Origin of the sequence: Hydrogenophilus thermoluteolus (assembly GCF_003574215.1) — a bacterium.
Taxonomy (GTDB): Bacteria; Pseudomonadota; Gammaproteobacteria; order Burkholderiales; family Rhodocyclaceae; genus Hydrogenophilus; species Hydrogenophilus thermoluteolus.
Map to the genome: position 1 here is coordinate 831583 of NZ_AP018558.1, position 12112 is coordinate 843694.

Here is a 12112-nt window from a genome sequence, read left to right on the forward strand (position 1 = left end):
TGGATAGGAAAGGGTAAAGAGTGGCTGTTGGTCTGACGTTTCAACCAGAAATTTTGCAGGCGGTCCCGGGGGTTCGATTGGGGGTGACCGAAGCGGGGATTCGCAAAGCAAACCGCCGCGACCTCACGGTGATCGCGCTCGATCCGGGCAGTATCGCTGCCGGGGTGTTTACGCAAAACCGTTTCTGCGCCGCGCCGGTCCGGGTGTGCCGCGAACATCTTGCGGCAACGGGTGGAAAAGTGCGTGCGCTTGTGATCAACACCGGGGTGGCCAACGCGGGCACCGGAGCGCAGGGGCTTGCCGACGCGCGGACCACCTGTGCCGCGGTCGCAGAAGCGCTGGGCGTTACCGCAACCGAAGTCTTGCCGTTCTCCACCGGCGTGATTCTGGAACCGCTGCCGATCGCGAAAGTGCTCGCCGGGATCCCCGACGCGGTCGCAACCCTCAGCCCCACCGGCTGGGCGCACGCAGCGGAAGCGATCATGACCACCGACACCGTGCCGAAAGCGGCCAGCCGAACCGTGACACTCTCCGACGGCAGCACGGTGACGCTTACCGGCATCAGCAAAGGGGCCGGGATGATCCGGCCCAACATGGCGACGATGCTCGGGTTCATCGCCACCGACGCCCGGGTCGATCCCCACTGGCTCGAGGCATTGGTTCGCGAAGTCGCCGACGAGTCGTTCAACGCGATCACGGTCGATGGCGATACCTCGACCAACGATTCATTCGTCGTGATCGCGACGCAGCGCACCGGGCCACTCCTTCGGGGGAATGCGACCTGCACCGATTCGCGCCGCTTTCGCGAAGCGCTCCTGGCGCTGGCCCAATGGCTCGCGCAAGCGATCGTGCGTGACGGTGAAGGCGCGACCAAATTCGTCGCGGTCTCGGTAACTGGCGGCAAGGATCGTGGCGAGTGCCGTCAGGTGGGCTATGCGGTGGCCCAGTCGCCACTCGTCAAAACGGCACTCTTCGCTTCCGACCCCAACCTGGGCCGGATCCTCGCGGCGATCGGCTACGCTGGGATTGCCGATCTCGACGTCACTGGCGTACGGGTTTGGTTGGCGAATGCCGAAGAAGAGACGCTCGTCGCCGAACAGGGTGGTCGGGCTGCCTCGTACCAAGAGGCCGACGGCGTGCGGATCATGAAAGCCGACGCGCTCACGATTCGAATCGACCTGGGGCGCGGCGACGCCGCAGCAACCGTCTGGACCTGCGACTTTTCCTACGACTACGTGAAGATCAACGCCGAGTATCGCTCCTGAGGACTACGACGATGACCGAAACGACGTGCCCAACCGTTTCTCTTTTTCCCAACCCTGAGGTGCAGGAATCGCTGTCGCCGCACGCTGCGCTCTTCGCGCTTTCACCGCTCGACGGTCGTTACGCTGAAAAACTCGACGCGCTGCGGCCGATCTTCTCTGAATTCGGTTTGATGCACGCGCGCGTCTGCGTCGAGGTGGCTTGGCTCCTCCATTTGGCAGCGACGCCCGAGATCGCCGAAGTGCCACCGCTCGACGCGGCGACACGCGCCGAGGTCGAGCGGCTCGCGCGTGAATTTTCGGCCGCAGACGCCGCCCGCATCAAAGCGATCGAGCGCGAGACCAACCACGACGTCAAAGCGGTGGAATATTGGCTCAAAGAACGTTTGGCCGCGTTGCCCGCGCTTGCCAAGGCCAAGGAGTTCGTCCATTTTGCGTGCACCAGTGAAGACATCAACAACGTCGCGCATGCGTTGATGCTGGCGTCTGGCCGCAACGTCGTATTGGCGCGCCTTGATGCCGTGATCGAAGCGCTGCGCGCGATGGCACACACGCACGCCGATCTGGCGATGCTGTCGCGCACCCATGGCCAACCCGCTAGCCCGACGACGCTCGGAAAAGAGTTTGCGAATATCGTCGCGCGGCTCGAAAAAGGGCGCGCTGCGATCGCCGCGGTGACGCTTACCGCAAAATTCAACGGCGCGGTGGGGAACTACAACGCCCATACCGCCGCGTATCCGGAGCTCGATTGGGAAGCGATCAACCGCCGCTTCATCGAATCGTTGGGGCTCACGTTCAACCCCTACACCATCCAAATCGAACCGCATGACGCGATCGCCGAACTCTGCGACGCAGTTGCTCGCGTCAATACGGTCGTGATCGACGCTGCGCGCGACATCTGGACCTACATTTCGCTGGGTTATTTCCGCCAGCGGCTCAAAGCGGGTGAGGTGGGATCATCGACGATGCCCCACAAGGTCAATCCGATCGATTTCGAAAACGCCGAAGGAAACCTAGGGGTTGCGAACGCGCTCTTGCGCCATTTCGCGGAAAAACTGCCGATTTCGCGTCTGCAGCGCGACCTGACCGACTCCACCGTGTTGCGCAACCTCGGGGTGGCGTTTGGCCACACCCTCTTGGCGCTCGACAGTTTCGCGCGTGGCCTTGGGAAACTCGACGTCGATGCGAACGTGATCGTTGCCGATCTCGACGACGCCTGGGAACTTTTGGGCGAAGCGGTGCAAACCGTGATGCGGCGCTATGGCTTGCCCAATCCGTACGAACAGCTCAAAGCGCTCACCCGGGGACAGAAAATTACCGCGGAACGGCTGCGTGCGTTCATCGCGGACTTGCCGTTGCCGGAGCCGGTCAAAAACCGTCTGCTGGCGATGACCCCGCACGACTACACCGGTAAAGCGAGCGAACTCGCGCGGCGGATCTGAGCAGGACGCGTGCTTGCGGTCATGATGCTTCGATTTCCGCCCGCAGGTGGGGCGGCATCTGCGCTGCAAGTTCGAGCGCACTTTTTACCCCCAATTTTTCGAAAAGATGCCCGCGGTGCACCTCGACGGTACGCACCGCGATCCCCAAGCGATCGGCGATCGTTTTGGTGGGAAGTCCCTGTAGCGTCAGCCGCAATACCTCGCGTTCGCGTTCGGTCAGTTTGGCCAGCCCTTCTGCCCACTGTGCTTCACGCTGCCGTTCGGACCAGAGCTTCGCTTCGAACGCCAGCGCTTCCTGGATTCGGGCAACCAGGGCCTGGCCTTCGACCGGCTTTTCCAAAAAGTCGAACGCACCTTGTTTGAGCGCGACCACTGCACTGGGGACATCGCCATGGGCAGTGAGAAAAAGGATCGGGAGTTGAAAGCCCCGTTGCCGCAACAAGGCCTGGCCGTCCAGCCCGTCGATCTCGGGCATGCGCAGATCCATCACGATCACGCCGCGCGCTTGCGGCGTGACCGCGGCCAAAAAGTCGGCGACCGAAGCAAAGGTGGCGACGCAAAAGCGATGGGCGCGCAACAGCCACGAGAGGGCTTGGCGCACATCGGGGTCGTCGTCGATGAGGAATACGGTGATTTCAGACGTCATCACGGCTCCCTAATGCGCGGCAGCGGGTTGAGGAGAGGCGCTACGCGCGGCGTGGGTGGCTTGGCGCGGAAAGCGCAACATGACCTCGGTACCGCCGTCTGGGTGGCGGCGGATCGTCAGTCGTCCGCGATGGGCTTCGACCACCGAGCGGGTCACCCATAACCCCAAACCGAGCCCGTCGGGTTTGTGGGTGATGAACGCTTCGTCGAGGCGTTGCCATGCCGTTTCCGCAATCCCCGGCCCCCAGTCGCGGAGCACGATTGCGAATTGATCCCCATCCACTTGCCAGGTGAGCGCGACTCGCCGCGCCCGTGCTTCGGGCTCCGCGGCGGCTTCGATGCCGTTGATCAAGACGTTCGCAACCGCTTGTTGGAGCAAAATCGCATCGACCTCGACCGTGATCTCCGGTCCAGGGGTCACCTGAATGTGGACGCCGGATCGCTTCGCGAGCGGCTCGACCAGTTGAACGACTTCGGTCATCAGTTTCCCGATCGCATGGGGCGCGTAGAGGGGTTCGCGGTGGCGGCTGAATTGACGAATCCGCTGCACGACTTCGCCCGCGCGTAACGCTTGGCGTTCGATCGCCGTGAGCGCGTCGCTGAGCGCAGCGCCCGTTGGGTTGTCCCCAGCAGTGCCTCTGTTTGCGTCCTGCTGCAGCAGATGGCGCGCGCCACTGGCGTAGCTCGCGATCGCCAACAGCGGCTGGTTGAGTTCGTGCGCGATCGCTGCTGCCATCTCACCGAGAGTAACGAGTCGTGCTTGGGCGGCCAGGCGGTTGCGCTGCCATTCGATCTCGCGCTCCTTTTGCCGTTGCTCGGTGACGTCGATGATCGAAGCCATCCACCCGATCTGCTTACCTTCACCATCGACGAGCGGTGCCTCGAAAACCAACGCTTCCAAAGGTCGTCCATCCTTGCGACGAAACCCGATCTCGAAACCTGCCGTAGGGCCTTCGCCGGCAAGGATCTTACGGTGCAACGCCTCGGTCTCTTCTTGCTTCTGGGGGTCCCAATAGGGCATGGGCGGCGAACGGCCGATCAGTTCCCGTGCCGTAAAGCCGGTCATCGCGCAAAACGCGTCGTTGACGTAGAGGATCTTGCCTTCACGGTCGCGCGCGCGGAGCCCCACGCGCAACGAATTCTCCATCGCGCGGCGAAACGCCACTTCGTCTTTGAGCGCTTTGAGGGCCTGCAGACGGGCATTCGCCGCGCGGGCTGCAAACCCGATCGCGACGATCGCGGCCAACCCCAAGATGAAGCTTGCAGTGAGCAGGAGCCGCTGCGCAAAGGGCGTGACCGGCGGGTCACCAGCCAGCTCCACCATCCATTCGACCCCAGGGAGCGTGACGACGGTGCGATAGCGCGACTCCGGCGCCTCGGTAGTGGGTGCGCCGCTTAGCGCGAGCAGTTCGCCTTGCGCATCGTAAAGCGCTGCGTGGTAGTGCTGCAGCACCCACCACGGCGCTTGCGCCAAGAAGGTGGCAAGGTCGATGTGCGCAATGAGCGCCAGTCCGTCGGCAAGGGGGTGGCACCAAACCAGTTCGCTTTTTCCCGGGTCGGAGGCAACGAACGACCACGGTTGCTCAGCTTGGCAACGTAAAGCGCGCGATGCGTGTGGAACGATCTCGAGCGCCGTGAGCTCACGGTGCTGGCGAAAGAGCAAAGTTTTCGAAGCCGTAAACGAAATGGCTCCGTCGGGGGAACTGATCGCCTCGACAGTGCCTTTCAGCTTGGCAGCGAGGTCGTCGAGTTGAAACGTCAGATATTGCCGCAACCAGAGCGTATCTTGAATGCGCTGTTGGGTGCGTTGCGCTTCGAGACTCAGCCATTGGTACCCTGCGGTTGCCGCGAGCGCGAGCATCAGGGTCAGTACAGCGATGAGCGGGGGCCAAAAGAGTGGGTTGTGCTGAGCGAAGCGGCGCATAGTGGAATTCCACGATAGCGTTTCGCGGACGATTGTCGCACAATGCGCCGCATCTCTGGTCTGTTGGGGCATGACGATGCGTTTCCGGCAAATCCTGAACCACCTCGAAGAGTGGCTGATCGGTTTTCTTCTGGCATTGACGACCGGGGTGATTTTCGTCGCGGTTGTCCATCGCTATCTGAGCGGTGTGCCCATCCCTTATCTGCAAGATTGGCTGCTTGCGCGCGATTTGGGGTGGGCGCAGGAGTTCGCGCTCATCTGTGCCGCGTGGATGGCCAAAATCGGCGCGGCGTATGGGGTGCGGACGGGAATTCACGTCGGCGTCGATATTGTCACGGAGCGGGCTACGGGCAAGACGCGCGCGCTCCTCGTGACGTTGGGGCTTGGTGCCGGGATCCTCTTCAGTGCGTTGACAGCCTGGTTCGGGGCGTTGTTCGTGTGGGAGAACGGTTTGGCCTACGCTTTTTACGACACGTTGGGTTGGGACACGGGGCCCTATTTCGAAGGCTCGGTGACACCCGATCTCGAATGGCCGTCTTGGGCGGTCTATCTGATCATCCCCATCGGGGGAATGCTCATGGGGTGGCGGTTTTTGGAGGTGCTGATCCGTTTCTGGCGTACGGGTGAGTTGCCGCGCCACCAGGTCGCTCACGTTGCTGGGTTGGAGGAGTCGTAAATGAACGCGGCGATTCTTTTCGGTTTGCTTTTTCTCTTGATGGTTGTCGGGATGCCGATCGGGGTCGCGCTTGGCCTCACCGTCTTCCTCTTCATGGGGGTTTTGGCCAATGTGCCGCTCGAATCGGTCACCCTCAAAATGATGTCGGCGGTGGAAAAATTCGAGCTGCTCGCAATCCCGTTCTTCATTCTGGCCGGTAACTTTCTCACCAGCGGGGGGGTTGCGCGCCGGATGATCCGCTTTGCGAACGTGATGGTCGGTCACATCACCGGTGGATTGGGGATGACCGCGGTTGCCGCGTGCGCACTCTTTGCGGCCGTTTCGGGCTCCTCTCCGGCCACGGTGTTGGCGATCGGTTCGATCCTCATCCCTGCGATGCTCAAGCAGGGCTTTTCCCAGCGCTTTGCGATCGGTACGGTCGCATCCGCAGGTGGGTTGGGCATCCTCATTCCGCCGTCGATCGTGATGGTGATGTACGCGGTGACCACGAACTCTTCGATCGGTGCGCTCTTCATGGCGGGGGTCGTTCCCGGGATCGTGCTCACCCTGATGCTTGCCGCGACCACCTGGTGGCAGGCGAAGAAAAACCATTTCCCCAAGCAGCCGAAAGCGAGCTGGCGAGAGCGCTGGGAGGCCTTTCGCGACGCCATTTGGGGGTTGATGCTGATCCTGATCGTGATGGGTGGGATCTACGCGGGCATTTTCACCGCGACCGAGGCTGCGGCAATGAGCGCCGTCTATGCCGCGTTCATCGCACTCTACGTCTATCGCGACCTCACTTGGCGCGACGTGCCGCGGGTGTTCATCGAATCGGCGAACATGGCGTCGATGCTCTTTTTCATCATCTCGGGCGCGGTGGTTTTTTCGTTCATCCTCACCAGTGAGCAGATCCCGCAAATGCTGGCGCAGGCGATCATCGACATGGGGCTGGGTCAAATCGGCTTTTTGTTGATCGTCAATATCCTGTTGTTGGTTGCCGGTAATTTGATGGAGCCGAGCTCGATCATCTTGATCCTTGCGCCGATCCTTTTTCCGGTCGCGGTAGCGCTTGGGATCGATCCGATCCATTTCGGTGTGGTCGTTACCGTCAATATGGAGATCGGCATGATCACGCCACCGGTGGGACTCAACCTCTTTGTCGCAAGCGGCATCACCCGTGCGGGGCTCACCGAGGTGAGCGTCTCGGTGTTGCCGTGGCTCTTCACGATGCTGCTCTTTTTGATTTTGGTGACTTACTGGCCCACGCTCTCGCTTTGGCTGCCGCGAGCGCTGGGGATGATGTAAAGGCAGCCTTGTACAGGAGGTGACTATGAAACTGAAGACCGTTGTGTTTGCATTGGCTGCGATCGGCGTGATGGGCGCGGCGCAAGCGGCCGAACCGATCGTGATCAAATTCAGCCACGTGGTGGCAGATGACACCCCGAAGGGGAAGGGGGCGCTCAAGTTCAAAGAGTTGGCGGAAAAATATACCAACGGTGCGGTGAAGGTCGAGGTCTATCCCAACAGCACGCTCTACAAAGACAAAGAGGAGCTCGAAGCGTTGCAGTTGGGCGCGGTGCAGATCATCGCCCCGTCACTCGCCAAGTTCGGGCCACTTGGGGTCCGGCAGTTCGAGGTCTTTGACCTCCCCTACATTTTCGACGGCTACGAAGATCTGCACAAAGTGACCTATGGGCCGGTGGGTAAGAAACTGCTCGCTGCGCTCGAACCGAAAGGGATCAAAGGGCTGGCGTATTGGGACAACGGCTTCAAGGTCTTTTCGGCCAACAAGCCGCTACGCAAGCCGGAAGACTTCAAAGGGTTGAAGATGCGGATCCAGTCCTCGAAAGTGCTCGAAGCGCAGATGCGGGCGCTCGGGGCGCTGCCGCAGGTGATGGCGTTCTCCGAAGTCTATCAGGCGTTGCAAACCGGTGTGGTCGATGGCACCGAAAATCCGCCGTCCAATCTTTATACCCAGAAGATGCACGAAGTGCAGAAATATGTGACGCTGTCGAACCACGGGTACTTGGGCTATGCGGTGATCGCCAACAAACGCTTCTGGGATGGGTTGCCGGATACGATCCGTACCCAGCTCGAAAAAGCGATGAAAGAGGCGACGGAGTACGTCAACGACATCGCCAAGGAAGAGAACGAAAAAGCGCTTGAAGCGGTGCGGAAAGCGGGAACGAGCGAGATCATCGAATTGACGCCGGAAGAGAAATTGGCGCTCAAGAAAGCGCTCATCCCCGTGCATGAAGAGATGGCGCCGCGCATCGGTAAGAAAGTGATCGAAATGGTGTACGAAGGTACCGGCTTCGATCCGAAGAAATTGCGCTGATCACCGAGCAGGTTGCGTTGTTGCGTCATTGGGGTCGCTGCATGGGCAGCGACCTTTTTTTGCGCGGTTCAGACGACCGCTTCTTCTTTCTTGCGTTCCGGCTTGATGAGGCTTTCGCGAGTGACACCGAACCACATCAGGAGAGCCGACGAGACGAAGATCGACGAATAGATTCCGAAGAGAATGCCGATCGTCAATGCCAGCGCAAAATAGTAGAGCGTCTCTCCGCCGAAGAGAAGGATCGAGAGCACCATCGCCAAGGTGCTGCCGTGGGTGATCACGGTGCGGGACATCGTCGAGGTGATCGCATGGTCAAGGAGCGACGCGGTAGAGACCTTGCCGCGGCTTGCGCGCATCTTTTCCCGCACGCGGTCGAAGATCACCACGGTTTCGTTGACGGAATAGCCGAGCACGGCAAGTACCGCAGCCAGTACCGGCAACGAAAACTCCCATTGGAAGAGCGCAAAGAAACCAAGAATGATCACCACGTCGTGCAGGTTGGCGATGATCGCCGCTACAGAAAAGCGCCACTCGAAGCGGATCGCCAAATAGATCATGATCCCGATCACGACCAAGACGAGCGCGATTGCGCCGTTTTCCGCAAGTTCACGTCCTACTTGGGGGCCGACGAATTCCACGCGGGTAACTGTGATCTCAGGCAGGTGCTTGGCAAAAAGGGCGCGTAGGTTGTCTGCGACTTCATCAGGGGGGAGCTCATCGTGTCGCGCCAAGCGCACGATCGCTGCTTTCGTCGAGCCGAAATGTTGCACCTGCGCTTCGGGAAAACCGTTTTGCACAAGGGTTTCACGCAGCGGCGGCAGTGTGATCGACTGTTCGCTATGGATTTCGACCAACGTCCCCCCAGTCAATTCGATCGAGAGGTTGAGGCCGCGGACGATCAAACTGCCCACCGCAACCAGGAAAAAGAGGAGCGAAATGGCGTTGAAAATGGGCGCAAAGCGCATGAAGGGGATGTCGGCACGAGGACGAAAGAGTTCCATGGTCGAGACCTTTCAACCGATTCGAATACGCGAAATGCGTTTGTTGCCGCCGTAGATCAGATTGACCAGCCAGCGTGAGACCAGAACGGCGCTGAAGATCGAGGTGAGGATACCCAGGACATGGACCACTGCGAATCCACGTACCGGACCCCAGCCGAAAATCAGGAGCGCCAGACCGGCGATCAGCGAGGTGACGTTCGAGTCCAAAATGGTATCGAACGCGCGATCATACCCCGCGGCAATCGCCAATTGCGGGGAGACACCCGCGCGCAGCTCTTCACGAATCCGCTCGTTGATCAGCACGTTGGCGTCGATCGCCATCCCCAGCGTGAGCGCCACGGCTGCGATACCCGGTAGGGTCAGCGTGGCTTGAAGTAGCGAAAGGAGCGCGATCAGCAACACCAGGTTCACAAAGAGCGCGACCACCGAAACGATACCGATCACCTCATAGTAGACGATCATGAAAAGGGCGATCGCCAGGAAACCGTAGAGCGTGGCATTGACCCCGCGTTCGATGTTCTCTTTCCCTAGGCTCGGCCCGATCGTGCGCTCTTCGACGATCCGCATCGGGGCGGCAAGACTCCCCGCACGCAACAACAACGCGATGTCACGCGCTTCTGCCGTCGTCATCGCGCCCGAGATCTGCACGCGACCTCCGCCGATCTCCGTTCGGATCACCGGGGCGGTGACCACTTCGGCAACCCCGCGGTCGATCAAAAGGATCGCCATGCGTTTGCCGACATTTTCACGGGTGACGTCGCGAAAGATCCGGGCGCCAGCCGCATCGAGTGTGAGGTGGACCGCCGGTTCTTGCGTCTGGCTGTCGAACCCGGGTTGTGCATCGGTCAGCCGCTCACCCGTGAGAACCACGTCGCGCTTGACGAGAATGGGACGACCGTTGCGCTCGGTGAGCAGCTCCGTTCCCGGCGGAACACGACCCGCGAGTGCCGCTTCGAGCGCGCCGGGGGTGTCGTCGACCAGGCGCACTTCCAAGGTCGCGGTGCGGCCCAGAATGTCTTTCGCTTTGGCCACGTCTTGCACGCCCGGAAGTTGCACGACGATGCGGTTCGCCCCTTGCTGTTGAATCACCGGTTCGGCAACGCCCAGTTCGTTGATGCGGTTGTGCAACGTGGTGATGTTTTGTTTCAAAGCGAATTCGCGGATTTTCTGTTCCGCGCTGGGTGTCAGCCGCGCGATGAGGCGCGTTTCGTCGCCGTTTTCTTGGCGGTCGATGGCGAGCTCGGGAAACGTTTTCGTCAGTACCGTGCGCGCCTGTTGCGCAGTGGTGGGGTCCGAGAAACGGGCAACGATCGTATTGCCTTGGCGGGCGATACCCAGTGACCGAATCCGCTCGGAGCGTAGCGTGGACCGGATGTCCGCAGCGAGCGCGTCGAGCCGCTGCGCAATCGCCCCTGCCATATCGACTTCCAAGAGAAAGTGGACGCCGCCCCTAAGGTCGAGCCCTAGGTACATCGGTTTCGCGCCGATCGCCAATAACCACTTCGGTGCGCCGGGCAGGAGGTTCAGCGCTACGATGTAGCGCGGTTTTTTGGGATCGGGATTGAGCGCTGCGTCGATGAGGTCACGCGCTTTGAGTTGCGTTTCGGTTTCGGCGAAAAGGATCCGAAGTCCATCGGGGTCCCGTTCGAATCCGGTGGCTTCGAGGTGCGCGGAAGCGAGCGTTTCCCGAATGCGCGCCTCTACGGGCGCGGCGTCCCACGGAGCGCCCGCTTTGATCGGCGCAACCTGGACCGCGGGGATTTCACCAAATAGGTTGGGGAGCGCGTAAATTGTCCCAACGATCACCACGAGGACGATCAGGACACTTTTCCACAGCGGATAGCGGTTCATAGACGCAGCGCTTTCACGATCAGAGGTGTTTGACGGTGCCTTTGACGAGGACGGCGAGGATCGTCGGTTTTTGCACCACCACTTCGACCCCTTTGGCGATCTCGACCGTGACGAACTGGTCGTCGATCGCCCGGACGATCCCGATGATCCCACCTTGGGTGAGTACCTCATCGCCGACTTTGAGCGCTTCGAGCATCTGTTTGTGCTCTTTGGCGCGTTTCATCTGGGGACGGATCATCAGAAACCAGATGACCACGAACATCAAGATGAGCGGAAGCAGCTGCATCAACCCACCGGTGGGGTCGGCGGTAGCGCCTGGGGCTTGCGCGTAAGCGTTAGTGATCCACATCAGAACAACTCCTACGAAAAAAGCCCATTGTATCACTGCATGCGGTTCGGGTTGGCAGACGACCGCGGTGGCCTGTTTACCGGTGGACGAGCGCAAGCGGTAGTTCCGTGGTCTCTTTGACGCCTTGGAGACGGATGTGGGTTTCGATTCGCGCCACGCCGGGTAGGCGCAAAACCGATTCCCGGACGAAGCGACCCAAGGTTTCCAGGTCGGGGACGACGATTTTCAACCAGTAGTCGGCACTGCCGGTAATCGCGTGGCATTCGACGATGGGGGGTAGCAGCGCGACGGCGCGTTCGAACGCTTCAGGCCGGGTGGCGCTGTGGCGCTCCAGCCAGAGCGACGCGAACGCAACCACCCCAAACCCCAACCGCGCCCCATCGAGAATCGCTGGGGTCGCTTTGATGAAACCGCGTCGTTCGAGTTGTTGTTTGCGCCGGGCGACTTGCGACGGCGAAAGCCCGACCGCCTCCCCGATCGCAGCCAGCGCGTGCGTCGCGTCGCGTTGCAGGAGGCGCAAGATTTCCCAATCGACGGGGTCGAGCAATTCTTTTGCGTTCATATTGGGGAAAACAAAAATTTTGTGCGAATTTTAGCCCGATATTGTCGATCATGCGAATTTTTTGTCCGACGATTGCGCGATAA

At 60.6% G+C, this 12112-nt stretch carries 11 protein-coding genes; 5 read left to right on the plus strand and 6 right to left on the minus strand.

Features of this window, described 5'->3' with window-relative positions; translation table 11 throughout:
- The first annotated feature begins 20 nt into the window (after positions 1-20).
- Both argJ and purB read left to right on the plus strand, forming a co-directional pair.
- Positions 21-1265 (plus strand): bifunctional glutamate N-acetyltransferase/amino-acid acetyltransferase ArgJ, encoded by a 1245-nt coding sequence (gene argJ / locus HPTL_RS04050; protein ID WP_119334826.1) that lies wholly within the window; start codon positions 21-23, stop codon positions 1263-1265.
- A gap of 71 nt (positions 1266-1336) precedes the next feature.
- Positions 1337-2704 carry an adenylosuccinate lyase gene (purB, locus tag HPTL_RS04055; protein ID WP_408610111.1) on the plus strand — a complete coding sequence of 456 codons (1368 nt, stop codon included), beginning with the start codon at positions 1337-1339 and terminating at the stop codon, positions 2702-2704.
- 19 nt (positions 2705-2723) lie between these two features.
- Here the strand turns inward: purB and HPTL_RS04060 are convergent, their stop codons facing one another.
- Both HPTL_RS04060 and HPTL_RS04065 read right to left on the minus strand, forming a co-directional pair.
- Positions 2724-3350: a response regulator transcription factor gene (locus tag HPTL_RS04060; RefSeq protein ID WP_119334828.1), complete on the minus strand. Its 627-nt coding sequence runs from the start codon at positions 3348-3350 to the stop codon at positions 2724-2726.
- A 9-nt stretch (positions 3351-3359) separates the two neighbouring features.
- Complete coding sequence (locus HPTL_RS04065; protein WP_170141265.1) at positions 3360-5273, minus strand: sensor histidine kinase; 1914 nt, start codon at positions 5271-5273, stop codon at positions 3360-3362.
- Between the two features lie 70 nt (positions 5274-5343).
- Between HPTL_RS04065 and HPTL_RS04070 the strand changes: the two genes are divergently transcribed.
- From HPTL_RS04070 to HPTL_RS04080, 3 genes are read left to right on the plus strand one after another with little or no spacing between them, the layout of a single operon-like run.
- A complete protein-coding gene (locus tag HPTL_RS04070; protein ID WP_119334830.1) occupies positions 5344-5949 on the plus strand; it encodes a TRAP transporter small permease in 606 nt (201 codons plus the stop codon).
- Positions 5950-7233, plus strand: coding sequence for a TRAP transporter large permease (locus HPTL_RS04075; protein ID WP_119334831.1), 1284 nt, complete (start codon positions 5950-5952; stop codon positions 7231-7233). It abuts the gene before it with no gap.
- A 25-nt stretch (positions 7234-7258) separates the two neighbouring features.
- Positions 7259-8266: a TRAP transporter substrate-binding protein gene (locus tag HPTL_RS04080; protein WP_119334832.1), complete on the plus strand. Its 1008-nt coding sequence runs from the start codon at positions 7259-7261 to the stop codon at positions 8264-8266.
- A gap of 68 nt (positions 8267-8334) precedes the next feature.
- On the opposite strand, the gene secF is transcribed toward HPTL_RS04080, so the two are convergent.
- The 4 genes from secF to HPTL_RS04100 all read right to left on the minus strand — a co-directional run bounded on the left by secF (position 8335) and on the right by HPTL_RS04100 (position 12029).
- Positions 8335-9267, minus strand: a complete 933-nt coding sequence (gene secF, locus HPTL_RS04085; RefSeq protein ID WP_119334833.1) for a protein translocase subunit SecF — start codon at positions 9265-9267, stop codon at positions 8335-8337.
- 12 nt (positions 9268-9279) lie between these two features.
- Positions 9280-11118, minus strand: a complete 1839-nt coding sequence (gene secD / locus HPTL_RS04090; RefSeq protein ID WP_119334834.1) for a protein translocase subunit SecD — start codon at positions 11116-11118, stop codon at positions 9280-9282.
- Positions 11119-11137: 19 nt separating this feature from the next.
- Positions 11138-11467 carry a preprotein translocase subunit YajC gene (gene yajC, locus HPTL_RS04095; protein WP_119334835.1) on the minus strand — a complete coding sequence of 110 codons (330 nt, stop codon included), beginning with the start codon at positions 11465-11467 and terminating at the stop codon, positions 11138-11140.
- A 76-nt stretch (positions 11468-11543) separates the two neighbouring features.
- Positions 11544-12029 (minus strand): Lrp/AsnC family transcriptional regulator, encoded by a 486-nt coding sequence (locus HPTL_RS04100; RefSeq protein WP_119334836.1) that lies wholly within the window; start codon positions 12027-12029, stop codon positions 11544-11546.
- Between the last annotated feature and the right edge of the window lie 83 nt (positions 12030-12112).

Coding starts and splice junctions, on each gene's coding strand:
- HPTL_RS04060 (WP_119334828.1), bottom strand. CDS start 3,350: ATGACGTCTGAAATCACCGTATTCCTCATCGACGACGACCCCGATGTG.
- HPTL_RS04065 (WP_170141265.1), bottom strand. CDS start 5,273: ATGCGCCGCTTCGCTCAGCACAACCCACTCTTTTGGCCCCCGCTCATC.
- HPTL_RS04070 (WP_119334830.1), top strand. CDS start 5,344: ATGACGATGCGTTTCCGGCAAATCCTGAACCACCTCGAAGAGTGGCTG.
- HPTL_RS04075 (WP_119334831.1), top strand. CDS start 5,950: ATGAACGCGGCGATTCTTTTCGGTTTGCTTTTTCTCTTGATGGTTGTC.
- HPTL_RS04080 (WP_119334832.1), top strand. CDS start 7,259: ATGAAACTGAAGACCGTTGTGTTTGCATTGGCTGCGATCGGCGTGATG.
- secF (WP_119334833.1), bottom strand. CDS start 9,267: ATGGAACTCTTTCGTCCTCGTGCCGACATCCCCTTCATGCGCTTTGCG.
- secD (WP_119334834.1), bottom strand. CDS start 11,118: ATGAACCGCTATCCGCTGTGGAAAAGTGTCCTGATCGTCCTCGTGGTG.
- yajC (WP_119334835.1), bottom strand. CDS start 11,467: ATGTGGATCACTAACGCTTACGCGCAAGCCCCAGGCGCTACCGCCGAC.
- HPTL_RS04100 (WP_119334836.1), bottom strand. CDS start 12,029: ATGAACGCAAAAGAATTGCTCGACCCCGTCGATTGGGAAATCTTGCGC.